This is a genomic window from Alcanivorax nanhaiticus, assembly GCF_000756665.1.
Lineage (GTDB): Bacteria > Pseudomonadota > Gammaproteobacteria > Pseudomonadales > Alcanivoracaceae > Alcanivorax > Alcanivorax nanhaiticus.
The window spans coordinates 64,345-89,325 of record NZ_ARXV01000014.1 but is presented as its reverse complement, the minus strand read 5'-3'; the positions used below and the strand labels follow the sequence as shown (position 1 = coordinate 89,325).

19 protein-coding genes are annotated in these 24,981 nt (G+C 60.1%); 5 read left to right on the top strand and 14 right to left on the bottom strand.

The features are described from left to right. Window positions 1-143 precede the first annotated feature (143 nt). Genes Y5S_RS15150 through Y5S_RS19230 form a run of 5 tightly spaced genes read left to right on the top strand, consistent with a single transcriptional unit; the run spans window position 144 to window position 5,761 of the window. Window positions 144-2,051, top strand: a complete 1,908-nt coding sequence (locus Y5S_RS15150) for a hypothetical protein (protein WP_156107801.1) — start codon at window positions 144-146, stop codon at window positions 2,049-2,051. Next, window positions 2,048-3,205 carry a hypothetical protein gene (locus Y5S_RS15145; protein WP_156107799.1) on the top strand — a complete coding sequence of 386 codons (1,158 nt, stop codon included), beginning with the start codon at window positions 2,048-2,050 and terminating at the stop codon, window positions 3,203-3,205. The genes Y5S_RS15150 and Y5S_RS15145 overlap by 4 nt, the downstream gene beginning before the upstream one ends. Beyond that, window positions 3,202-3,804 (top strand): RNA polymerase sigma factor, encoded by a 603-nt coding sequence (locus Y5S_RS15140; RefSeq protein WP_052041642.1) that lies wholly within the window; start codon window positions 3,202-3,204, stop codon window positions 3,802-3,804. The genes Y5S_RS15145 and Y5S_RS15140 overlap by 4 nt, the downstream gene beginning before the upstream one ends. A 17-nt stretch (window positions 3,805-3,821) precedes the next feature. Continuing rightward, a complete protein-coding gene (locus Y5S_RS19235; protein WP_052041641.1) occupies window positions 3,822-4,394 on the top strand; it encodes an anti-sigma factor family protein in 573 nt (190 codons plus the stop codon). After that, a complete protein-coding gene (locus Y5S_RS19230) occupies window positions 4,391-5,761 on the top strand; it encodes a S8 family serine peptidase (protein ID WP_081939793.1) in 1,371 nt (456 codons plus the stop codon). The genes Y5S_RS19235 and Y5S_RS19230 overlap by 4 nt, the downstream gene beginning before the upstream one ends. 6 nt (window positions 5,762-5,767) lie before the next feature. On the opposite strand, the gene Y5S_RS15125 is transcribed toward Y5S_RS19230, so the two are convergent. The 14 genes from Y5S_RS15125 to Y5S_RS15060 form a co-directional block, all read right to left on the bottom strand. Beyond that, complete coding sequence (locus tag Y5S_RS15125) at window positions 5,768-6,427, bottom strand: YoaK family protein (protein ID WP_035234146.1); 660 nt, start codon at window positions 6,425-6,427, stop codon at window positions 5,768-5,770. Window positions 6,428-6,602: 175 nt separating this feature from the next. Then, complete coding sequence (locus Y5S_RS15120) at window positions 6,603-7,097, bottom strand: helix-turn-helix domain-containing protein (RefSeq protein WP_035234145.1); 495 nt, start codon at window positions 7,095-7,097, stop codon at window positions 6,603-6,605. A 105-nt stretch (window positions 7,098-7,202) separates the two neighbouring features. Beyond that, complete coding sequence (gloA, locus tag Y5S_RS15115) at window positions 7,203-7,751, bottom strand: lactoylglutathione lyase (protein ID WP_035234144.1); 549 nt, start codon at window positions 7,749-7,751, stop codon at window positions 7,203-7,205. 314 nt (window positions 7,752-8,065) lie between these two features. Continuing rightward, window positions 8,066-9,025, bottom strand: coding sequence for an SPFH domain-containing protein (locus tag Y5S_RS15110; RefSeq protein WP_035234142.1), 960 nt, complete (start codon window positions 9,023-9,025; stop codon window positions 8,066-8,068). Between the two features lie 26 nt (window positions 9,026-9,051). After that, window positions 9,052-9,501 carry an NfeD family protein gene (locus Y5S_RS15105; protein ID WP_035234140.1) on the bottom strand — a complete coding sequence of 150 codons (450 nt, stop codon included), beginning with the start codon at window positions 9,499-9,501 and terminating at the stop codon, window positions 9,052-9,054. A 335-nt stretch (window positions 9,502-9,836) separates the two neighbouring features. After that, on the bottom strand, window positions 9,837-10,325 hold the full coding sequence (locus tag Y5S_RS15100; protein ID WP_035234137.1) for an FKBP-type peptidyl-prolyl cis-trans isomerase: 489 nt from the start codon (window positions 10,323-10,325) through the stop codon (window positions 9,837-9,839). Between the two features lie 226 nt (window positions 10,326-10,551). Continuing rightward, the gene (locus Y5S_RS15095) at window positions 10,552-11,079 is read right to left on the bottom strand and encodes a cytochrome b (protein ID WP_035234136.1); all 528 of its coding nucleotides are present in this window, start codon (window positions 11,077-11,079) and stop codon (window positions 10,552-10,554) included. A gap of 79 nt (window positions 11,080-11,158) precedes the next feature. Continuing rightward, window positions 11,159-12,163 (bottom strand): lysophospholipid acyltransferase family protein, encoded by a 1,005-nt coding sequence (locus Y5S_RS15090; protein WP_035234135.1) that lies wholly within the window; start codon window positions 12,161-12,163, stop codon window positions 11,159-11,161. 11 nt (window positions 12,164-12,174) lie between these two features. Further along, window positions 12,175-13,167 carry an MBL fold metallo-hydrolase gene (locus Y5S_RS15085; RefSeq protein ID WP_035234133.1) on the bottom strand — a complete coding sequence of 331 codons (993 nt, stop codon included), beginning with the start codon at window positions 13,165-13,167 and terminating at the stop codon, window positions 12,175-12,177. Beyond that, window positions 13,164-13,613, bottom strand: coding sequence for a chemotaxis protein CheW (locus Y5S_RS15080; protein ID WP_035234130.1), 450 nt, complete (start codon window positions 13,611-13,613; stop codon window positions 13,164-13,166). Before Y5S_RS15080 ends, Y5S_RS15085 begins: the two co-directional genes overlap by 4 nt. 59 nt (window positions 13,614-13,672) lie before the next feature. Then, window positions 13,673-14,698, bottom strand: a complete 1,026-nt coding sequence (locus Y5S_RS15075; RefSeq protein ID WP_035234129.1) for a chemotaxis protein CheB — start codon at window positions 14,696-14,698, stop codon at window positions 13,673-13,675. Beyond that, window positions 14,695-21,831 (bottom strand): Hpt domain-containing protein, encoded by a 7,137-nt coding sequence (locus tag Y5S_RS15070; RefSeq protein ID WP_035234127.1) that lies wholly within the window; start codon window positions 21,829-21,831, stop codon window positions 14,695-14,697. The genes Y5S_RS15075 and Y5S_RS15070 overlap by 4 nt, the downstream gene beginning before the upstream one ends. Window positions 21,832-21,993: 162 nt before the next feature. Next, window positions 21,994-22,872 carry a CheR family methyltransferase gene (locus Y5S_RS15065; protein ID WP_035234125.1) on the bottom strand — a complete coding sequence of 293 codons (879 nt, stop codon included), beginning with the start codon at window positions 22,870-22,872 and terminating at the stop codon, window positions 21,994-21,996. A 31-nt stretch (window positions 22,873-22,903) separates the two neighbouring features. After that, a complete protein-coding gene (locus tag Y5S_RS15060; protein WP_035234124.1) occupies window positions 22,904-24,934 on the bottom strand; it encodes a methyl-accepting chemotaxis protein in 2,031 nt (676 codons plus the stop codon). Window positions 24,935-24,981 lie beyond the last annotated feature (47 nt).

Below are 24,981 nucleotides of genomic sequence, written 5' to 3'. Positions count from 1 at the left end.
TCTACCCGGCAGGATCAATGCGGATGCATTGCGAAGTAGAGAAGGCCATGGAAAGGAAACGATCGGGAGTGCGTCAACGGTGCTGGCTGGCGTGTTGCCTGATGAGCGTCAGTGTAGATGCAAGTGCATCAGCAGAGTTGTTGATGGCACAACCCATCACCCCGGGTAGTGAGATTACGGTGTCGCTGCCGGAGTCTGCTGCAGCTGATTCGCAATGGCTGCTGGAGCTGAACAACACGGATGTCTCCCCACTGCTGGTGGAGTCCGAGCCCGGCAAGCTGAGTCTGATTCCCCCTTCCGCCCTGCCCACCGGCGATCATCAGTTACGACTGGTAGAGATGACTCCGGCAGGTGACCTGCATGAGCATGGGGTATGGACGTTTACCGTGCGGCACTCGGCGCGCTTTCGCGAAGCCGGTCTGAATGCCCGCCTGGATGTCACCGTCAGTGAGCGCCTGGACGAGGACAACCTGCCCGAGCCCTTGCCGGACAGCACTGTGGTGGACGGCGGTTTGCGGGTGGGTGCCACGGCGGCGGATGGTCAGTGGCGCAGCAGTGCGGTGGTGGAAGCCCTGGGGACCAGCCGCGACCCGCTGGAGGGCAGTGGCCGTGACGGCATGTCATTGGGCTATGTGCATGTGCAGGGTCAGCACGGCCCGTGGCAATGGACCGCCGGTGACCAGATTCCCCTGAGCTCCACGTTATTGATGCAGCCGGTGCTGCGCCGTGGTTTGTCCGCCGGTCTGAGTACCGAGCCTGTCGACGTTATCCTCTGGTCATTGCGTACTCCGCCCCCCGGTGGCGGCAGCGCCCTGTGGACCCGTGAGCCGGAGCGTCGTAGTGATGGGGCCAGCCTCACCCATCGTCCAATTGCGGATGCGCCGGAATCGCTCAGCGTCACCGTCAGCTGGTTGCAGGGCGAAGGCCCCAGTGGCAATGGCGAGTTTGGCAGCGGCGTGCTGTCTGATCCGGAAACCCGATCCGGGGAGGCCAGCAGTGTGGCCCTGGAAAGCTGGCTGTTTGATGAGCGAGTGCACTGGCAGGGGGAATACGCCTGGTCCAGTCAGGAAAGTGATGCGGACAGTCTGTCTCCGGGCCCCGCTCTTGAAGAACAACGGGACGAGGCCTGGGATACCCGGCTCACCTGGTATCCGCTGAGGAACTGGAAGCTGATGGGGCAGCCGGTAGCCATGAGTACCGGCATCGAGCGCCGGGAAGTAGGCACGGCCTTCTACAGTCCCACCAATCCACAGATGCTGGCGGACCGCAGTGTGCTGGGTGGCTATGGCTCCCTGTTCTGGGCAGGACTGTCCCTGCAGGCCTATCTGGGGACCCAGGATGACAACGTGGATGACAACCCGCTGTTGCCGGTGACGGAGCTGGAACAACAAAGCTATAGCCTGGGCTACGCCCCACTGCTCAACGGCAATGGCTGGCTGGGACAGCCGGCGTTCAATTTGAGCTGGCAGAACACCGATCAGGATGTCAGCCGCGCGGCGGCTCTGCTCAGCGAAGGGGATCTGTACCGCAACCAGCAGATGACGGCGTCGCTGGCAATCCAGTACCCGCGCTGGTCCTGGGATCTGGCCCACAGCCGTGGCCGGGATCGCAGCGAACAGACCTTTCTCTCTGATCTGGAAACCGAACTCTCGCAACTGAGCGTGCGCCTGCCGATGGGTGAGCGGCTTACCCTGGAGCCCTATGGGCAGCGAGCAGAATCCATGAACCGTTTGCTTTCAGACGACGACTCAACATTGAGCCAGGCGGGGATGACACTGGGTATGCAGTGGAGCCGCCGGGTGTGGTCCAGCCTCACCTATACCTGGGGCCGGCTGGAACAGGACGGTGCAGACAGTCAGCGGCTCGATGACGTGCAGGGCAGTGTGAACTGGCAATGGCGACAGCCCCGTGGCTGGGTGCCCGGCGTGAGCCTGAATCTGGGTGGCCAGTATTATCGCCAGCCAGTGCTGGATGCGCTGGACCGTGAAAATCAGTGGCAGGTCTTTGCCGGCGTCACCGCCAGTTGGGCCCGGACAGGAGTGCGGCCATGAAATCGATAGTCACCTTGATAATGTTGTTGGGGCTGGCCTGCAGCATGGCCCGTGCGGATGTGCTCAGTGCGTCGGTGAACCCGGCCAGCCAGGGCATCGCGCTGGGGCGGCAGGCGCTGGTGTCGCTGAACTGGCAGGCGGTGCGGGATGAAACCAACTGCCTGGGTACCGTCACGTCCGCGGCCGTGGAAATTCGTGCCGGGCAAATCAACGGACCGTTGCTACGCACCCTGCCACGACGGTTGTCACGTTCCATTGCCTGTAATCCCACCTTTGGTACGCGCACCTTTTCTTTTGCCGACACCCTGAGCATTCCGTCCAGCGTCAGTGAGCAGGCGTTGCAGTTGGGCAGTGACAGGCTGGTGCTGGTGCGTGCCTTCACCGATGGACTGTCAGGCAGCAGCGCGGCGGCGACCCTGGCGCTGCGCTCCCCCGCCGCCGCGGGTTTTTCACTGACTGCGATCCAGCTGGAGCTGGCCCGTGGTGGCGCCCAACGGGTGATCGAACAGGGTGAAGCGGTGTCTGCCCGCGCCACCTTCTACTACACCGGCAGCGGACTGCTGCGCGGCCAGTGGGAATTGGCTTCGCCACCGGGTACCGTCGGGGTGCCCTTGTATCGGCCGTTGCGCCAGGTGCAGCAATTACTCCCCGCCGGGGGCCAGGCGACCATAAAAGCGCCGCCGCTATCCAGCAATATCCCGGGGCTGTATCTGCTGCGTTTCCGGCCGCACAGCGCCAGCGCAGAAACGACTTTGCCAGTGTTGCAGTATCAGGTGATCAGCAGCGAGGCCGGCCCGACCGGGCGGGTTGCCATCTCCCTGATGGCCCCGGCCCGGGGCGCGGTAATGCACAGCGATACCCCCTTCCAGTGGCAACCGGTTGCGGTGGCTACCAGCTACCGGTTGCACTTTTATGCCACCGAGGGCTCTCACCTGCCCCGTCTCGATGGTGGGCTTGCCGAACCTTTGCAGCCACGCGGCGACGGGCCGGTGACCGCCCAGTGGTTGTCTGCAGGCCAGACCCGTGCCCAGCCCGGCCCGCTGGTGTGGGAGAAACTGTCGGCACCGGGGACCTATCTTTGGCAGGTGGAAGCCCTGGATGGCGAAGGCCGGATCGTTGGTGTGAGTGAATGGCGGGAGGTGCAACGCCCATGACCGATTCCGTAGCAGAAGAGCAGGCGTTATTGCAGGCCGTGGCCGACGGCGATCAGCGAGCCCTGCAGACACTGTACCGGCGCTGGCAGCCGCGTCTGCAGTATTACGTGCAATCCCGGCTGGGTGGCGATGCCGCCGCCGCCCAAGATGTGGTGCACGAAGTGATGCTGGATGTGTGGCGCCAGGCTGGCCGGTTCGAAGGCCGTTCCAAGCCTTTGACCTGGGCCATGTCCATGGCCCACAACAAGCTGGTGGATTACCTGCGCAAGTGGAGCCGCGAAGACAGTCATGACAACGTGCCGGAACCAGAGGATCACGACGAGGGTGATACTGCTGCGGCGATTCAGGGCAGTCAGGAAGCGGCCTATCTGCATCACTGCATTCGTCAGCTGCCGGATGGCCAGCGCGATGCCATCCAGCTGGCCTTTTTTGACGACATGGCCTATCCCGATATTGCCGAGGTGATCGATTGTCCGCTGGGCACGGTGAAGACGCGCATCTTCCATGCCCGCGCCCAACTGAAGCGCTGTCTGTCGGCCCTGATGAAAGGCCTGTGCAGTCTCGATGAACCGGATGGCTGTTCGCCACGACCTAGCTGACAGAACGGGAGAATGAAATGAAACATCCTGATGACGATCTGCCAGCCTTTGTGAATGGCACCCTGCACGCCAGCGAGCGCGAGGCAATCCAGACTCACCTTGCCGGGTGTGAACAATGCCGGGAAGAAGTGCACTGGCTGGCTACCTTGCGCGAGCAGATGCAGAACGACCCGCTGCCGGCGGTGAACGAGATGGGTATGGCACGGCTGATGAAAGCCGTGCGCCAGGAAGAGAAACCGACTGCGACGAGCGCACCGGGCTGGTGGCGCGGGGCACTGGCGGCGGCCGTGCTGGTGGTGGTGGCCCAGTTCGGGGTCATTGCGGTGCAGTGGCAGCCGGATACGGTCTACCGTCCGCTGGGGGAAACCGTGCAGAGCCCACGGATCCAGGTTCGCTTTGCCGAGACGGCCACGGAAATCCAGATCCGCGAGGTGTTGGAGCGGATTGAGGGGCAGATCGTGGAGGGCCCGAGTGCCCTGGGTCTGTATCGGGTCAGCGTGCCCGATGACGCCTCCGTGCAGGCGGCGGCAGAGACCCTGCAGGCGGCCGGGGATGTGGTGGAGCAGGCCATGGTGGAGTCGGCGCAGTGAGGGCCCGCCTCGCGGTGCTGTTGTTGCCGTTGATGCTCGGGCTGTGCTTCCCTGCCCGGGTGCTGGCGGCGGATTCCACCCGCGAGCCGACAACCGGCACGGCCCCCACGGGTAGCGCCACAGCAACGAGCGACCCGGCAACGGCGACCCCGTTTCCTTCTACATCTACTACATCCACCACATCGACTACATCCACTACCCCCACGGCTTCGCCGACACGGGGGGCACCCGCCAGCGGCGGTACCACTTCCCGCCCGGTGGCGCCGGCAACGGCTCAGCCGCTGGCGCCGGTGCGCGGGCAGCCGCTGGCCATTCCACAGCAACCGCTGCCTCCGTCACTGTCCCGCGCCAGCGAAACCGAACTGGTACTGGTGACCACCAATATGGACGCAGCGAAAACCGTGGCGGCGCGGGCCGCCGGTTATCGCTGGCGGCTGCGTCAGCGTCGCACCCTGGACAACCTGGGCTGGGTGATGAGTGTGTTTGTGGCCAGCGACAGCCGCGAACTGGATAGCCAGCTCAGTGCGCTGAAGGCACAGGTGCCGGAATTGCTGGCCGATGAAAACCATCGTTACCGGTTGCAGGGCAAGGGTGTCACCTATGGCCAGCAGCAAATCGGCTGGCAGGTGAGTCCGGGCTGCGGCCAGGGTGCGGTGCTCGGACAGCTGGATTCCGCGGTCGATGCCGCCCATCCGGCCCTGCAGGGAGCGGCCCTTGAGCAGCGGGGTTTTCTCCCGGCCGGGGTGGCGCAAGCCTCACAGGACCATGGTACTGCCAGTGCCGCCTTGCTGGTTGGTAACGGCAGCAACAATGTGACGGGCCTGTTGCCCGGGGCCACCCTGTATGCGGCCAGTGTGTTCCGTCAGGGTGCGGGTGGAGCGGAGACCGACAGTGCCCTGCTACTGGAAGCGCTCGACTGGTTGGCCGGGGTGCCGGTGCCGGTGGTGGCCATGAGCCTTGGCGGGCCACGTAACCAGGTGCTGGAAGTGGTGCTGCGCCAGCTGCATCAGCGCGGCATGCGCTTCGCCGCAGCGGTGGGCAACGACGGCAAGCGATCAACGCCGCAGTGGCCGGCGGCCCAGCCCGAAGTGGTGGCGGTGACGGCGTTGGATGCGCGCAAGCGCCTCTATCGCAAGGCCAACCGTGGCGACGCGGTGGACATCGCCGCACCGGGAGTCGAAATCTGGACGGCAAAGGCGGATGGGCAATATGGCTATATGACCGGCACTTCCTTTGCGGTGCCTTTCGTGGCGGCAGCGCTGACCCGCAACCCCGCCGAGGCGCTCATGGCTAATGCCGAGGATCTCGGCGAACCGGGCAAGGATGCCGAGTTTGGCGCAGGCCTGTTACGTGCCCGTTGTGATTAAGTCGCGTCAGCTACGGCCACGGCTGTAGCCCCAGTAGACCACCGCCAGGCTGGCCGCCAGTGTTGCCGGTACCATCAGGGCCACAAAGTGCAGCCATCGGAACAGCACCGTGCCCACTACCCCGCCACAGATAAAGCCTCCAATCAGTAACAGGAACAGCAGCAACCGGCGTGAATCCAGCGCAATACCACGCAGCCAGTTGCCCAGCATGATGCCCAGGTCAGTGAAGACCCCCGACAGGTGGGTGGTGCGTATGATGGAGCCGCTGTAAGTGGTCACCATGGCGTTCTGTAGCCCGCAGGCCATGGACGCCAGATAGACGCCAAGATCGCTGCCCTGCTGAAGGGAGAGCATGGCCAGGGTCAACAGCCCGGCTTCGATCAACAGGGAAAAACCATAGTGTCGCCCCAGCTTCAGGGCGGTGCTGGTGATCAGCATGCCGCTGAGGGCGGCACCGGCAAGGAAGCTGAGTAGGGTGAGCAGTAGATGCAGCGCCACTGACAGATCCAGATCTGCCAGCGCCAGGCCCAGCAACGAGGAAGTGCCGGTGAGGTGCGACACCGACTGATGGCTGAACCCCAGCAGGCCCACGGCGTTGACGCTGCCGGCGAGAAAGGCGAGCAGGAAAGCCCCGACTTCCACCCAGGGAGGTAAACGTGTCAGCAAGGTATCCCCCGATGTGGCCGATAATCAAAGCCGCAGTGTAGCACGGGCGCCTGGGGCAAGGAGTGGAGGCTGACCTCGCATTCGTCACCCTTAGTGGCAATAAGGGGATAAAAAGCAGAGATGCTTTGCTGGCATTTCTGCTCCGCTATCTGAATGATTAGTATCAGGCATAAATCTACTTCTTCTTGTTCTTCTTTTTGCTTTTTTTAGCGCTGCTCTTCTTGTCTTTTTTTTCTGCAGATTTGTCAGACTTTTTGTTTTTCTTTTTAGTCTTTTTATTGTTCTTTTCAGATTTGGGTTTGATTGGTTTCAGCTTCCCGCCTTTTCCCTTTCCTTTCTTTTCTGCTTTGATATCTTTCGAACTTTTACTGTCTTTGGTCGTTGCTTGCTTCACGCCCTCATCAAGCGAAGGGGAAACGGTCTTGACGGCGGGTTTGTTGCCGGCGGTAGTGGGAGTGTCGAACAGCGCCAGCGCTACGCTGCGAAAGCGTCGCAGGCAATAGCGAACCTGGCCCAGTGACAGCCCGGATTCGTCGGCTGCTTGCTGTTGCGTGCTACCCTTATCCAGTGCGAGAAGGGCTTTGGCACGGAGGCCGTTGGGGGCGGGCTGGTTGCTTTGGGTCTGACAGGCCTTGCGTTGTTGTGGGGTCAGTAAGGAAGTGCTAGCCACGGGTTTTTCCCTCGGTGAGATATTCTGGAAAGCCAAAATCTCACCTTAGGGATAAGCTGTCAGCGTGGCAAAAAATATTTTTCGTTGTCAAAAAACTGCAACGATTCAGTTCTTTCCTTGCTGTTTCTCCAGCATGTCGGCTTGCAGAATTTCGATCCAGTAACCGTCGGGGTCTTTGATAAACGCTAGCCCTTTCATCTTGCCGTCGTCGGGACGTTTAACAAATTCTACGCCCAGCGTTTCAAAGCGTTCGGCAGCCGCATAGACATCCGGCACGGTGATACCGATATGGCCAAAGCCCTGGGGCTGGGCATTGCCATCGTGGTAGGCAAAATCCGCATCGTTTTCGGTGCCCCAGTTATGGGTCAGCTCCAGCATGGCTTCGCGCCCGAAAGTGTAAGTCAGGCGCTTGGCATCATCTGCTGGCACCTCGCCCGCGTCCTCCTCGCTCAGATAGCCGAGAAAATACAGGCTGAATTGCATCTCCGGGAAATCGATCTTGCGCACCAGTCGCATACCCAGCACCCGGGTATAAAAATCCAGACTTCGCTTGGGTTCCTTGATGCGCAACATGGTCTGGTTGAACAGGTATTCGTGGGTAACGTCGTCAGGGTGTTCGAACAGGCCTTCGGCCCTTTCAAAATGGCGGGACATGGAGGCTCCAGAGTCTTTGGGGAAAGGGAGCATCAGGATATGGGGGTGTGAGGGGTGGATTGCAAGCTTTGGGGTGAGTTGAAAGTTTAAAAGCGCGGGACGGGGTGTTGGTATGGGCTTCTGTGCCCGCGAAGTGATGTTGGGAGAAGCAAGTTTCAAGTTGCAAGGTTCAACGCGGGGTGGTGTCTCTCTGGCTGAAATTCCGGCGCCGCGTACGTGGGCTGGGTGGTTGCGGCGCGGGGAAGGCGGTTTCAATTGTCGCCTGATCCCCGTCCGCGCTTTTCAACTTTGAACTTTCAACTTACTCCTCTGACTCAGCCCGGGGTTTTTTCCACGGTCTTGAGGACTTTCTGCAGGCCGGCCACAGCAGCGCCGATATCGCTCAGGCCATTGGGCAGCAGCATGGTGGTGGACTCCTTGGCCACTTTCTCGAAGGCGGCAACGTATTGCTCGGCGATGCGCAAGCTGACGGCTTCTTCGCCGCCGTCTTCGCGCACGGCACGGCCTACCATCTGCAGACCCTTGGCGGTAGCGAGGGCGACCAGCTCGATCTGCTTGGCGCGACCTTCCGCTTCGTTGATCTGCTTCATTTTTTCACCTTCGGAGATGTTGATCATCTCCTGCTTCTCACCTTCCGAACGGTTGATGGCCGCCTGGCGGTCACCCTCGGAACGGTTGATGGCGGCTTGGCGTTCACCTTCGGATTCAGCGACTACCGCGCGACGTTCCCGCTCGGCGCGCACCTGTTTCTCCATGGCGTCCTTGATGGACACGGGCAGGTTGATGTCGGCCACTTCGTAACGCAGGACCTTCACGCCCCAGGGCTGTGCGGCTTCGTCTACGGCTTCCACCACTTCCATGTTGATTTCGCCACGTTCTTCAAACGTCTTGTCCAGATCGATTTTACCGATCACGGAACGCAGGGTGGTCTGGGCCAGCTGTTGGGCAGCCATCACATAGTCGTCGACACCGTAGCTGGCCGCCTTGGGATCAATCACCTGCAGGTACATAACGCCATCGATGGACACTTCAATGTTGTCCTTGGTGATACAGCTCTGGCGCGGTACATCGCGCACGATTTCTTTCAGGGAATGCTTGTAGGCAACCCGGTCGATAAAGGGCATAAGGAAGTGCATGCCGGCATCCAGGGATGTCTGGTATTTGCCCAGTCGTTCCACCACATACACCTGCCGCTGCGGCACGATGCGGATGACCATGAACAACAAGATAACGACGCCCAGTGCGAGCAATCCGGAAATAACTAAACCTGCCATGGGTAATGCTTCCTTTTAGTAAAAAATCAGTCGGAGGTGTCAGTCCACGGCTCGACCGTGAGCCACAGACCGTCGTGTTGAGTGATGCGGACAATCTGTCCGGCTTCCAGTGTCTGGCTGCTTTGCGCCTGCCAGCGTGCACCGCGATAGGTAACGGAGCCGCTGCCATTGGTGAAAGGCGCGACTACGGTGGCGCGCTGGCCGATCAGGCCGGCACTGTCTTCCTCGCCGGTACGGGCTCTTTCCTTGCCCATCAGCTTGTCGTTGAGAAAACGGCGCACGAATACCAGCGATAACAGGCTGATGACGGCGAATAACGTGAGTTCCCAGACCGTGTCATCCAGCAAACCAAGATACTTGAGGCTACCGACCACCAGAGCCGCCACCCCGAAGAAAATGACCACCAGCCCGGAGACCATGAACTCGGCGATGACCAGTGCCAGCCCGGCAATAATCCAGTAACTGTATTCCGGCATTCCAGTGCCCTCTTCTCATGCTTTTGGATTGGTACGATAGCACGAAAAATGGGTTAAGTAGGTAGGAAAAGGCTGAAAATGGGGACGAGTTGAAAGTTAAAAGTTCAAAGTTGAAAGGCGCGGGAGGGGGTGTCTTGTCCTGAGCGGCAGTGCCCGCGAGGGGATATGGGGAGATGCAAGATTCAAGTTACAAGTTTCAACGCGGGAGAGCCGTTCGCTGGCTGAGATGCCAGAGTCGCGCACGCAGGCTTGGCGGCTGCGGCGCGGGGACGGCGGTCTCGATGACCGCCTGTTCCCCGGTCGCGCTTTTCAACTTTGAACTTTTAACTTTCAACTCAATGGTTGTGCCCGCCGACCCCGTGCGCATGTTTGTGGGCAATTTCTTCGTCGCTGGCGTCGCGGATGTCGGTGATGTCGACCACAAAGCGAAGGGCCTTGCCTGCCAGAGGGTGGTTGGCGTCCACGTCGACGGTTTTCAGGCCGACTTTCAGTACGGTCAGCATGCGCGGACCTTCTTCGGTGCTCACGGTGACCACTTTGCCTGGTGCCAGCTTGCCGGCGTGCTTGAGGTACTTGCGGGAGATACGCTGGAAAAGTGTGTTGTCGTACTCGCCGTAGGCATCTTTGGCGGCAACGGTGACATCCACTTGCTCGCCGGCGTTTTTGCCTTCCAGCGCGTTTTCCAGCCCAGCGATGATGTTGTTATAGCCATGCAGATAGGCCATGGGTTCGCCGGTTTCACTGGAGTTTTCAATTTCGCTGCCGTCTTCGGCATTGAACAGCTGGTAATGCAGGGTAACGACCTTGCCTTTCTCGATGGTCATGGATGTCTCCGGATGTGGGCCTGATGTGTTGCTCAGCAATGGCGATGCATTGTGCCGCCCGGATAGGTAGGGGGCAATGGTTTGGTGTGACAGGCCTTGCCGGGAGCGCGTTACCTTGATTGAGTTACGAGTTACGAGTTACGAAAAGCGAAAACAGATCGCATGGGATTTGCCTTTCGTAACTCGTACCTCGTCACTCGCTTCTCATCCTGCTGTGTCAGGCCTGTCATAGCATCCTGCGCAGGGTATCATCCTTGTCGATGAAGTGATGCCAGAGGGCGCCGGCCACGTGGATCACCACCAGTACCAGCAGGCTGTTCCACAGGAACTCCTTGTGAATCCAGGCTACCTGTTTAGCCAGATCGGTGTTGATGGCGATGATCTGCGGCAGTTCGAACAGCCAGAACAGTTCGGTGTCCTTGCCGGCCAGCTGGCGCATGCCCATGCCGGTCAGCGGCATGGCCAGGATGACCAGATAGAGCAGCGCATGAACGGCTTTTGATGCCAGCGCCTGCCAGCGAGAAGCTATCAGGGCCGGGCGGGGGTGGCGTGCTCGTACGTACAGCCGCACTGTTACGGTCAGCAATACGCTGAAGCCGATGGTGAAATGCATCAGCTTCCACCATTCCCGCCACGATGAGCCCTTGGCAAATTGTTCGTGCAATTCCACCGCCGCCCAGGCGGCGATGATCAGCGCCAGGGTTAGCCAGTGCAGACCCTTATGCAACGGGTGCCAACGTTCTACTGGGTTCATCACAGCATCCTTTTTAATGAGGGCCTTTTAACTGGCCTCGGCGCATCATCCCTGATGCAGATTAAAGCAGGATTAAGGACTACGGTGTTTGATGCTTGTCAGTATCGGGGTGAAGGCCAAGTTTCTTGCGGTCGGCCCCGGCGGCAATCTCGGCCAGTAATCTTTGGGATTGACGATACCAGTTACGTCGCCCTTGGGGGCTCCACTTGAAGCGTTTGTAGGTCCATTGATATTGCGCCAGGTTGCGGTCGATGCAGCGCTGCAGGCCGGCGTTCATCTCGGTGAGGATTTCAGTGCAGTCGCTGGCCTGTTCGATGGCGGGTGCGGGCTCAAAATGAACGTGGATATCTTTCACCCCGCCTTCTCCCCGATGACAGGAAACGATGAAAACATGGGGGCGATAGCGTTGCACCAGTTTGTCGATGAGTGCCGGGGTGGGCACATCGTACCCAAAGAAGGGGACACAGGGATTACTGCGATTGCCCGGATTGTGGTCGGACAGAATGCCTAGCGTGCCCCCCGCTTTCATGGCGGCCAGAGCCTGTTTGACGCCCTGACTGTTGGTGGGGATCAGTACCGAGCCGGTGCGTTCACGTGCCGCTTTCACCATGGCGTCCATCAGCGTGGCCGGATGGGGCTGATACATGATCAGGGTTTTGCCCGCCTCGGTCTTGTTGCCCAGGTACAGATTGCTGATTTCCCAGCTGCCTTGATGCAGCGACAGTAGCAGTACCGGCTTGTCGCTGGCGGTGGCTTGCAGGAAGTCTTCTTCGCCGTGCAGGTGGGTAACGCGCGCCAGGGTTTGTTCTACCGGGCGGTGCCATACATGACTGAATTCCGTGAGTGTGCGCCCCAGCTCCGCCATGCTTTTCCGGCCAATACGCTTGGCCTCCTCAAAGCTCATGTCCGGATGGGTGGCCAGCAGATTGATCAGCACTACCCGGTAAGCACTGGCATAACGCAGCGGTACAAAGGTGATCAGGGTGGCGATCAAGGCACCGAAAGCCGTTACCAGCGGGAGGGGGAGCCAGGCAAGAAGGCGAACCATCAGCCACATGCGGCGGCCTTGGGATTGTTTACTCATGATCGGTGTTATCAATCCTGCTGCAGGATCAGGGTTTCGCCGTGTTGGGGTACGCGAAACTGATCCGGGTGAATCGAATGGCTTTCCATGGCCAGCGCCAATGCCTTGGGTGGCGCATCCATGGCCTCATCCGTCAGTACAAAGGTGCCCCAATGCATGGCAACCGACTGGCGTGACTGGATGTCCTGATGGATGCGAACGGCTTCGGCCGGGTCGATATGTACCGGAGACATGAACCAGCGTGGCTCATAGGCGCCAATAGGTAGCAGCGCCAGATCCACCGGGCCAAAAATCTCACCGATTTCACCAAACAGGGGGGCATAGCCAGTATCGCCGGCAAAATACAGGGAGAAGTCGGGAAATTCCAGACGCCAGCTGCACCACAGGCTGCGATTATGGTCACCTGGGCCACGACCGCTGAAGTGCTGGGCGGGCAGACAGAACGCCTCAACCTGGCCGTGAAATTCACTTTGCCACCAACCCAGCTCAATGATGCGCTCGACCCCAAGCTTGCGCAGCCAGCTGGCTACCCCTTGCGGAACAAACCAGAGAATATCCTTGCCGAAACGGGCTTGCAGCTGTTTGACCGAGGCCTTGTCGAGATGATCGTAATGGTTATGGGAGACCAGCACGGCGTTGATGGGTGGTAACTGCTCAATATCCAGTGCTGGTGCCACTGCCCGTTTGGGGCCTGCAAAGGTGAACGGCGAGCAGCGATCGGAAAAGACCGGATCGGTGAGCAGGTTCCAGCCTTTGTACTGAAACAGAAACGTGGAGTGTCCAATCCAGGTCAGCTGTGGCTGCGAACCTGGCTGAGCTAACTGCTGGGGATCTGGCGTGTGGAGAGGGAACGTCTGATGGCGGGGAAAGCGTCCACGACTATCCCACTGCCACCGCAGAAATTCGCGCAGCCCATGGTGAGGTGTCTCATACAGGTTGCGGTAGACACTCGGGCTGTCAGGTTGCTGCGCTGCCAGTGCAGCAAGGCGTTCCCGGTCGATCATGTTGGCAGGCCGGCTACCGCGCCTTCAATGGCATCCAGATCCGGAATCACGGCCAGGTCGCCAGCAACCTGAATGTACATGGATTCTGCAGGGCCGGTATCCACCGGCTCTTCCACTGGATCATCCTTGCCGACCTTGAGCAGTCGTGGAATCCCCTGAACGATCACCGCATAAAAAGGACGTTTTCCAGCGATGGTATTGAGCACGGCAATACGGGCGTCCTGACCGATGGTGATCTGGCCGGATTCATTGAGGCGCTCGAAGGAGACCAGCGGGATGTTCTGGTCGCGCCAGCTTAACCAGCCCAGTAACCATTCCGGGCCATGACCGGGGCGATCCGGCTGGCGCAAGGGGATCACCTCGGCTACCACAATATTGGGCACCAACCAGGGGCGTCCCTGCATGGGAATCAGCAGGCTGGAAATTTCCGTTGGCAAACTGCTCATATCAAACCTCAAATGACGCTGGACGCCTGATCCCGGATGCCTGATGCAATACTGCGCAATCAGATAGCCGGGCTTTCGGCGTTCTTTAATTCTCTTCTTACCTGTTCTACCAGCTGCTGTGCAAGCTGTTCAGGGGAACCGCTGAAGGTCACGCATCCGGTTTCGCGCACCGAGTCGGGCTGGCTGCTGCAGGCACAGGTTTCGCTGCTCTGGGCCCAAATGGGTTGGCCAGCAGCGGCCAGTTTCGGCGCGGCAATGGCTCCGTCATTGCCCATACCAGAAAACAGGATAGCGCCGCTGGCCAGCTGGCCAAAGCCTTCGCTGACATTCTGGATCACCTGATCAATGGACGGTGCATAGGGGCCTTCCCAGGGTTGCCCGGTGGACTGGATGCGGCCATCGTGTCGAAAGCGAATGGCGTACTCCACCGGAGCAATGGCAAGCTCTCCGTGATGCAGGGTTTCGCCGTCCACGGCGACCTTGCAGCGGATGTGGTTATCGCGGCTAAGCACACCGCACAGGGTGTCCAGAAAGCTGCCATCAATGTGCTGGGCCAGAACGAAGGCCACCGGCAACTTGGCAGGCAGGCAATCAAGGAACTCTTTTACTGCCGCCGGCCCGCCAAGGCTGGCCCCCAGTACCCATACTCGCTGGGGGCGATGAGCCGGCATGATGGCCTGAAACTCCTTGGGCTCTGGAATTCGCAGGGAAGGGGCCCGTTTCGGGATAACGTCGAGCCGTTCCTGCACCTGCGGCTTGCCGATGAAATCCACCAGTTTGGTGACCAGGCGACGTTCCCAGCGAGGGTAAAGGGCATCGGTTCGGGCGGGGGCCTGGCCATCACAGAACAGGATCGGGGCGCTGGCGTTTTCCAGCAGATGGTCGAGAAAATCCTGCCAGCGATCTTCACTGGAAAGATCGACTACCCACAGGTCCAGAGCATCATCCTCGAACCAGTGTGGTTCCAGATTGCCGGGCTCGGTGTTGACCACCACCTGATAACCCTGCCCCTTGACCGCGCTGGATAACAGGTGCCCCTGCAATGTGCTGTCGGCAATGACACCGACGCGGCCTGGTGCGGTCATCCCTCAGAGGTTTCCTGCAGCTCGCCCAGCAATTCGCGGATGGTCGATAGCAGTTCGTTCTCCTGGAAGGGTTTGCCCATGTAGCAGTTCACGCCGATATCGAACGCCCGGTCGCGGTGCTTTTCGCCGGTCCGCGAGGTGATCATGATGATAGGCACATCCTTCAGACGGCTGTCGTGACGCACGTGGGTGGCGACTTCGAAACCATCCATGCGCGGCATTTCGATATCCAGCAGCATCACATCCGGGCGCACATCCTCGAGCTTGGCGATGGCATCGATACCATCCTTGGCGGTGACCACTTCGAAGCCGTTCCGCTCCAGCAGACGCGTGGTCACCTTCCGTACGGTTACCGAGTCGTCCGTTACCATGACCAGTGGGGTGTCGCGTTTCGGAGCAGCTGGCGTTTCTGGTAGTGCCGGGGTGTCGTCGACGGCCTGTTCTGCTGGCAGTGTCGGGACTTGAACGTGGGCTGCGCGGATCAGCGAGTGGATATCAAGAATGATCACCACCGAACCATCCCCGAGGATGGTGGCACCGCTGATACCCGCCACGCTGGCCAGCTGTGGCCCAACGGATTTCACCACCACTTCGCGGGAGCCAACCAGGTCATCCACCACGATGGCCACGGTATGCTCGGTACTGCGAATCAGCAGTACCGGCATGGGCGTATTCTGGTGTTCCAGATGAGGTGCGCGGATACCGTGGACGAAATTGCCCAGGTACTCGAGTTCATAATCCTGGCCCACATAGGTGTAAACCGGGTTTTCTTCGCTGAAGTAATGCTGCAGTTCGAAGGGGCTGATACGCACAATACCTTCGATCTGGTTCAGCGGGATGGCATAGCTGTCTTCGCCGGCTTTCACCATCAGGGCGCGGTTCATGGCCAGGGTGAACGGCAGACGGATAATGAAGCGGGTACCTTGCCCCTTGTGCGAATCGATGGTCACCGACCCGCCCATCTGTTTGATCTCGCTGGCCACCACGTCCATGCCCACACCCCGACCGGAAATCTGGGTCACGGCGGCGGCGGTGGAGAAACCCGCGTGGAAGATGAACTGCTGGATGTCCTGCTCGGAAAGCTGGGCGTCTTCGGTAATCAGGCCGCGTTCGATGGCTTTCTTGCGCACCGCGTCGGTGTCGATACCTTTACCGTCATCGGAGAGGATGATGACAACCTCGCCCCCTTCCCGGCCCAGTTCCAGATTGATGCGGCCGGTGCCGTCCTTGCCCGCGCTTTGGCGACCTTCGGCGGTTTCGATACCGTGGTCCACAGCGTTACGCAGCATGTGCTCCAGTGGTGCCACCACGCGTTCCATCAGCGAACGGTCCAGTTCGCCTTCCGGGTTGAGCACGTCGAAGTCCACCCGCTTGCCCACTTCGCCAGAGATCTGACGGACAATACGGCGCAGACGCGGCACCAGCCGGCTGAACGGCACCATGCGGGTGCGCATGAGTTTTTCCTGCAGCTCGGTGTTGATCCGTGATTGCTGCAGCAACAGGGTTTCCGTGTCTTTGGTGCGGTCCAGCAGGGTGTTCTTCAAATCCAGCAAGTCAGACGCCGATTCCGAAAGCTGTTTGGTGATCTGGTGCAGCTCGGAGTACTGGTCCATCTCCAGCGGATCGAAATCCTCGTCGAATTCCCCGCGGTCCACCCCTTGCTGGTAGTTGGACATGATCTGGGCTTCGGTTTCGGAATCGAGGCGACGCAGCTGTTCGTAGAGACGCTGAATGGTATTACCCATTTCCTCTACGTTGAAAGTGAACTCGGTCAGACCCTGTTCCACCCGGCCCCGGTTAATGGAGGTTTCCCCGGCCAGGTTAACCAGTGCTTCCAGCACGTCTGCACCCACCCGCACCATTTCCTGGGGCTGGGCCTGATTCTGACGTTGGCGGCGGTCATCTTTCTTCGGTTGCTGCGCTTCCGGTTTCGGTTCAGCGGGCATCAATTCGCCGCTGACCGCTTCTGGTTCTGCGGCAGGTGCCGGTTTGGCGGCCAAAGTGGCGCGTGCACTCTTGGCCACGGTTTCCATGCCTTTGCTGATCTGGTCGTGCCAGTCCAGCATGGGTTGGAAGTCGTCCTGGCTGGGAGCGCCGGTGCGCTTTTCCAGATCCAGCAGGTAGGTTTCAAAATCGTGGCTGATATCGCCCAGCTGTTTCAGGCCGGCCAGACGGGCACCACCCTTGAGGGTGTGCAGGGCACGCTTGATGTCATCGACAAAGTCACGGCTTTCCGGATTGGCTTTCCAGGAGCTCAGGTTGCCATCAATGATTTCAGATAGCTCTTCCGACTCTTCCAGGAAGATTTCCAGAATTTCCGGGTCGGTATCGGGCTGCCAGTTCTCGTCAGCAGGATCCGCGGTGCCCAGCGTCGGGGGCTCTGCCTCGCTGGTAGCTTCTGGCACAGGCTCCGGTTGAGGTGCAGGTGTGGAGGCCTCGGGGGCTTCAACGGGAGCGGTAGCTGAGATGGCCGGCAGAACAAAGCCTGCCGGGTCGGCCACATAGCCATGGATGGCCTGAATCAGTTGCTCGCCATTGGGCAGTGGGCGGTTGGCGCGCAGTGCTTCGACCATTTCGGCAAGGCGGTCGTGGCAGCGGTGCAGCAGATCGAACAGCGTGGGGGCGACGGTCAGCTGGCTTTGGGCGAGCCCTTCATACAGGGTTTCCAGCTCATGGCCCAAATCGCCGAGTTCAGCTACCTCGGCCATCCGCGCGCCACCTTTGAGGGTGTGCAGATCACGCTGCAGGGATTGCAGTTCGATCAGGTTGTCCTGCTGGCCAATCCACAGCTCCAGGCTGTTGCCAGCGGATTCGAGGATCTCGTCGGCTTCTTCCAGGAAGATTTCGACTAGCTCCGGGTCCCGCTCTGGTTGAGGGGGAGCCTCAACGGCAGGCGCGTCCTCAACCACAACGGGCGCAGGGCTAACCGGTTCGGGTTCCGGGGCGGCTTCCAGGGTGATCGGTGCGGCGGGTTCAACGGTGCTGGCGGCAGGTTCGCCCTTGATGTAGGCCTGAATGGCGCTGACCAGTGCCGGTGCAGCCTGCGGTGCGGCGTTGGCTCGCAGGGCGTCGATCATGTCGGCAAGACTGTCGTGGCAGCGGTGCAGGAGGCCGAACAGGTCGTTATTGGCTTCCAGCTGGCCCGCGTTATAGCCCTCGTAAAGGTTTTCCAGCTCATGGGCCAAGTCACCCACTGGTGCCACGCCGGCCATCCGCGCACCGCCCTTGAGGGTGTGCAGGTCGCGCTGCAGGCTGTCTACATTGCTGCTGTCGCCCTGCTCCCACTGGTCCAGTGCGTTGCTGGCGGTTTCCAGAATTTCTTCCGCTTCTTCCAGAAACAGGGAGACCAGTTCCGGATCCAGGTGTGCCTGATAGTCACCCTGATCCACCGCGCTTGGCTGGCTGTCGATCAGATCGGCGTCGCTGGCCAGGTTGGCCTCCGGGGCAGGCAGTCCGCCGTCGGGGCCGTTATCGTCAGGGCCGTTGTCAGTGAGTTCGCGCAGCGAGTCCACCAGCCCCAGTTCCGGACGTACCGTTTGGCCGGCAGCCAGACAGTCCATCATGTTCATCAGGGCATCCTGCCCTTCACTAACCAGCCCAAACAGAGTGTCGCTGTAGGCTAGTTTGCCGGATTCCACGGCACTGTAGGTGTTCGCCAAAGCGTCTGCCAGCTGATGGATCTCGGTCAGACCGGCGGTGGAGGCGCTGCTGCCAAGCAGATTGAGTTCGTCGCGCAAACGCACCAGCTCTTCGGTCTGCTGTGGGTGCTGTGCCCACTGGGCCAGCAGTTGCTCAGCATCAACGATCAGGTCCATGCCTTCGGACAGGAATACCGACAGGATATGCGGGTCCGTATTCGGTGCCGGGGCGTCGCTGCCGGTAAGGCCGTCACGCTGTTGTTGCAGTGCCAGTACCAGGGGCTCGGCACCTGGCAAGTGTTCCTGATCCAGATTGTCCAGAATGTTGTCGATGAGCTGACAGGCCTGACGTACCAGATCTGCCTGCTCGGTGGTGGCGCGACGGTTGTTGCTGATCAGGTCGCGGATCAGCTTTTCAGCGGGTTCGGCGACTTCGGCCACCGCTTCAATTTCGGCCATGCGCGCACTGCCCTTGAGGGTATGCAGGGCGCGATGCACTTCGTCATCCACGTCATGCTCAGACAGATCGCTGTCCAGGCTGTCCAACCAGTTGTTGACCAGTAACAGGTTACGTCCGGCCTCGCTGGAGAAAATCTCCAGCAGTACCGGATCCGGAGCGCCGTTGTCATCGCTGCCGGATAGATCAGGAATATCGGCCAGACTGTCGCTGGTGGACGCATCGTTCTCGTCCAGGCTGAGACCGGTAATTTCCAGAGTGCTGTCGTCGTCGAAGGCAGTCGGATCCTCTGGCAGTTCCAGACTGATTTCATCGATGCTGCTGTCTTCCGACTCGACACTGTTTTCCAGGGTGATGTCGTCTTCGCCATCGTCCCAGTTGATGTCGATGCCAGCGTGATCAGTGCCGCTGTCCGGGAGGGTATTCAGCTCCAGAGTGTCGTCTTCACCCTGTGCCTCGTCGTCTGCCTCGCTGGCGAACGGTTCTGGCATGTCCACATCGGCGGACAGCTCAATGCTTTCCGGCTCAGCATCTGCTTCTGGCGCGACGCTTTCGCTGGCTTCTGCGCTGTCATCGTTATCGGCAACGACGCTGGGGATACTGTCAATCTGGCCGCCGGCGGCCAGGGTATCGGCGGCATCTGCCAGCGGTTGCGGATCGAACGGGTCCGGCTGTCGGGTGCAGAAGGCATCGACCAATGGCTGGATGTGATTGCGAACGGTCTGCACTAGCTCGATCAGGATCGGCGTCGGGGTGATGGTCTTGTCGATCACCCGGTTCATCATGTTTTCTACTGACCAGGCCAGCTCGCCCACGGTCAGGGCTCCCACCATGCGGCCAGAGCCTTTCAGGGTGTGGAAGGCGCGGCGGAATTCCACCAGGGATTCTTCATCACTGGTGTTGGCTGCCCAGCGCGGGAAGTATTCGTCCAGTGCTTCCAGCACTTCGCCGGCTTCTTCCTGAAAGATTTCGATGATTTCATCGTCGATCAGATCGTCATCGTCGTCTTCCGCTGCGGCAGTGGTTTCAGCGACCGGTTCTGGAGTCGGTGTGGCGGTGGGCTCTTCCGCAGGGGCGGGTTCGCTGACGCTCAGCTCGTCGCTGGCGTCCTCGGTGTTTTCTTCATTGCCTGGTGCTTCGGCACTTTCAATTCCCTCAACAGCGTCAACAGCAAGGTCGTCAATGTCGATCTCGGTTGAGGCGTGTTGCGGTTCTTCCGGCTCCAGAGACAGCTCGGTGACCGCATCTTCGTTTGCGGCGGGTGTGGCCACCGGGGTGCTGTCTTCGATGGCCACATCGGTATCCATTTCGATGCGTTCCACTTCGACACCGCTTTCGAAGTCGCTGTCGGAATCCAGCGGATAGCCAAGAGCATCGACGCTGGCGCGTGCCAGCTGGAGGATGTCGTCGCTGGTTTCAGGGTCGTCGCTGAGGCGTTCCAGGTAATACTCTACGGACGTAATGGCATCTGCCAGGGTGTCCATGCTGCGCCAGTCCGGCTTGGGCTGATTGGCTTCCAGCAACTGCTCTTCGATATAGCGCACACACTGGCGCAGAATGACGGCGGGGCGATGCAGCTGGATGACTTCCAGACCGCCACGCACGGCGTTGAGCCTTTCCGGCACCGGTGCCAGGTGATCTGTGCCCCATTGGGACGCGATAAATTCGACAATCCCGTCCTTGGCTTCTTCCAGGCCTGCGCGACACTCGCGCAGCACCGCATCCATGGCCTGGCCCACATGGCCGGGCATGGTGGTGGGTTCACTGCCACGACTGCCGCCGTGACGATCATTGCCTGTCAGGCCGGCCAGTGTGGCTTCCACGTATAGCAGCGCCCCGGCGATATCCATCAGCAGGTCGCGATCGGCGGGGCGTTTGCCGCCGACAATGTCTTCCATCACGCCCAGCTGCTCTTCCACCAGCTTGCGGGGCTGGCCGAGACCCAGCACGGCCACCGTATCGGCAACCTGCTTGAGGGTGACAGTCTGCGGTTGCAGCTGGCTGGCATCCTGTTCGCCATTGTGGACGAAGGTTTCCAGAGCATCCTTGACGGTAGTGATCTCTTCGGAGAGGGCAACCACCACCGAGTTGATGGCATCCGCATCGGGGCCGGTCATGCGCTCCCGTTCCGCGCTGACCAGATCGTCAGACGGCAGCGCATCTTCCAGACGGAAGCGTGCCTTTACGTCGCGGATACGGGGGCTGTCCACATCGGCCTTGGCCACGTAATAGAGCAGATTCTTGAGCAAATCCGTGGGCGCTGGTTCATTGAGGCTGGCGGCGCCTTTGGCGGTGAGCTCGCGCAATGAGCGGTCCACCTGGCCGAGCATCATTTTGACGGAGGTGCCGAGGACGATGGCATCTTCGGCCAGGCCTTCCACCAGTGCGTTGCTGATACTCCACAGCGGTGCTCGCGGGGCATCCCCGGTGACTTGTTCCAGTTTGGTGAATACCTTGGCCATGTAGCCCAGGTTTTCGCCCATGCGATCATTGCGCAGCACGCCCAGCAGGGCGATCTGGAACATCTGGCGAATTTTCTTGGCCAGAGAACCGAAGCGAGGATCGTTAAGCAGGGCCTGGGGGATCTGGCCGCTACCGGTAGCGTCGGTCAGATCGGGTTTGAACAGGGATGTTTCGGACAGCAGAGACTCGCCACGGGCCGCTCGCAGGTCGTTGAGCAGCGGCAGTAATACTACCGGCAGATCACGACGGTTACTGGCAACACGGTCCAGGTAGGGCGGGAGTTGCAGCAGTGCCCGCATCAGGGTTTCCTGACCGTCGGTCACATTGCCAACACGGCCTTCCAGCAACGCCTGGGCCAGCTTTTCCATTTCTTCGGCGAGCAGCGCTGCGCCATAGAATTCGACCATCTGCAGGGTGCCGTACACCTGATGCAGGTGTGCCTGGCAAAAACGCATGCGGGTGGCGTCGTCCGGGTTTTCCACGAACGCTTCCAGTGCCTGCTGCGCCTGGTTCAGGGTCTCCTGGATTTCCCCGCGAACCCAGTCCAGAGCCAGATAGTCGTGACGGTCACTCATGACGTCTCCTGTCATACATCCACCTGCCTTCTCGTTGGGCAGGCTTTCATAATTACGCAACACGTAACATGTAGCAGGCTGCGGGCTGTTCAGGGCTGGCAGGTGCTACCGGGCATTCTTGTTCTTGCGTGCCGCGTGTTGCGTGCAGCATGTTGCGTTCTTTTATCGACAGCGGCGGAAGGCCAGCGTATCGGCAAAATGCACCCGTTCCAGATCCGGGTGCTGCCAGTCGGTCACCTCGCCGGGTCCCAGTACCATCAGGCCCCCCGGAGCCAGTCGTTCCGCCAGCCGATTCACAATCTGGCGTTTCCGCCAGCGGCGGAAGTAGATCAACATGTTCTGGCAAAAGATCAGATCCATGTTGTTCATGGGCGCATTGCCCAGGTCGAGCACATTCAGGCGGGCGAAGCAGATGTGTTGCTTCAGCTCCGGTGAGACCATCACTGTCTGCCCGCTCTCTCCCGGCTGAAAATATTTCTCCCGCAGCAGCGGGTCCACCTGCAAGGCGCGACGGGCGGCGTACTCCCCTTTGCGGGCCTTGGCCAGGGTGGGCAGGCTGATGTCCGTGGCAGTGATGCCGTAGAACAGCTTGCGGGTATTGTCAGTCAGTTGCTCGTTGATCAGCATGGCAAGGGAATAGGCTTCCTCGCCGGTGGAGCACCCCACGCTCCACACATCCAGGTTGGCGCCGTCGGGCTGTTCCGCCACGAAGCGCTGGACGTATTCCTCCACCAGGGCATAAGAGCTCTGGTGGCGGAAGAAGCTGGTTTCCTGAACCGTCAGGCGGTCCACCAGAATGGACCATTCCATGGCACGGGATTCGGTGGTCCCCACCATCAGGTGTTCGTAATAGGCTTCGTAGTCCTCGAAGCCCAGCTCGCGCATGCGAATGCTCAAGCTGGTTTCCAGGAAGCTCTTGCGTGCGTCGGACAGGGTCATGCCGGTGCGATCTTCCAGCAACGCCTGCCACAGCTGGAATTGCTCCGCATCCATGGCGGGCGTGCTTCTGATGGACCATCGGTCAGTCACGGCAGCACCCATATCCTCATGTCCCTAGCCGGCGCAGGCCGGATCAGGAATGCTCCGGCAGGCGGAAGCCGGCAACGGAGTTACGCATTTCCTGAGCCATCTCGGCGAGGTTACCAATGGACCGCGCAGTGGCGGTGGTACCGGCAGAGGTCTGGGACGTAATTTCCTGGATCACGTTCATGGTGTTGGAAATGTGACCCGCAGACGCCGCCTGCTGACGCGCCGCGTTGGAAATGTTCTGGATCAGATCCGCCAGGGTTTTGGATACGTTCTCAATTTCTTCCAGTGCCACACCAGCGTCCTGCGCCAGGCGGGCCCCTTTTACTACTTCAGCGGTGGTCGCCTCCATGGAGATTACCGCTTCGTTAGTATCGGTCTGAATCGTCTTAACCAGGGTTTCAATCTGCTTGGTTGCCGCGGCGGAACGTTCCGCGAGGCGCTGTACCTCATCCGCAACCACCGCGAAGCCCCGGCCGGCTTCACCGGCCATGGACGCCTGAATGGCGGCGTTCAAAGCAAGAATGTTGGTTTGGTCAGCAATGTCGTTAATCAGGGATACGATGTCACCAATTTCCTGGGAGGATTCACCCAGACGCTTGATCCGCTTGGAGGTTTCCTGAATCTGTTCGCGGATGGTGTCCATGCCGTGGATGGTCGCCTGTACCACTTCGGCGCCCTTGTTGGCGATGGCTACCGCTCGTTCCGCTACCGCCGCCGATTCGGAGGCGTTGGCAGATACCTGGTCAATGGAGACCGCCATTTCGTTCACCGCCGCAGACGCTCCGGCAATTTCCTGGGCCTGATGCTCGGAGGCCTCGGCCAGATGCATCGCCGTGGACTGGGTTTCCTGGGCGGCCGATGCCACCTGTACCGCCGAGTTGTTGATGGTTTGTACCAGGCTGCGCAGCTGGTCAATGGAGTAGTTGATGGAGTCAGCGATGGCACCGGTGAAGTCCTCGGTTACCGTTGCCTGTACGGTCAGGTCACCGTCAGCCAGGTCGCCCAGTTCGTCGAGCAGACGCAGAATCGCGGCCTGGTTACGCTGGTTCTCACTTTCCAGTTCGTCTTTCTTCTTGGCTTCCTGGCGGTTCCGCTGGGCCATGATCAGGGCGAACAGCAAAATGGCGATAAGGCCACAGACCACACCGAACCATACCGAGGGGAACAGGCTGGTGGTGTTGCCTTCAAACTGGTTGTTCAGGTTGGTGGATTCCTGCAGCAGATCCTGGGAGCGACGGAAGATGGTGTCGGCCGCGTTACGTACCTGGAACAGTTCCGGGGCGGTTTCCAGAATTTCATCGACAGATTGGTTAACGAATTCATCGAACAGGTCAGCAATCTCGGCCAGATAGTCCAGGGCGTCCGGGTCGTTCACCTGGTCGATACCCATGGCGCTGTCGCCTTCGATCATGCCGTTCATCACACGACCAAACTGGCTGGCGTCACGGCCGAAGGAGTCCGCCGCGATCACCGCGCCGTCGCCCCCTTCCAGTACCTTGGAGATGGATCGCACGATACGCTCGGCCAGCCAGGATTGGCGCTGCGCAAAGGCAATCTGTTCCGGGTCGGCCCCGGTGGTCACAAGAATTTCGACAACGCCTTCGTATTCAGCTTGCAGGGCAGGAATGGTCTGGGCCAGGGTGTCTGCCACTTCGTGCAGATCCAGAACCGTATCTTCCCCTTTCAGAATGGTGGCGGTGTTTTGGTCAACCTCGTTCCACAGGGTTTGCAGACGCTGGGTCACCATGGGGTCGGAAATCTTTTCGCCCTTTACGGCATCCCAGGCTTCCTGGAAGCTCTTGCGGGACTTGTCCAGCAATTCGAAGGCGTCGGCGTTACCCGCCGCGGCTTCCAGGGAGTTTTTGGCAATCTGCTGGGAGATAACGCGCATCTCAGAGGCCCGGGTAATGTTTTCCTGGGCCTTGTTCGCGGTAGTGGCAGAAAGCAGGAAGTTGACCAGTGCCAGTACAATAAAGATGGCAAGGCCCACGTACAGTGCAATATTCAGCGAATTGCCGCCGCTGCCTGCACCCCCCCGCAGTTTTTCAAAAAATGCTCCCGGATTGAACTTCATAGTCTGGCTCCTGGCCTGGCGTTCACTCTTCTTATGTACCCCAAAGT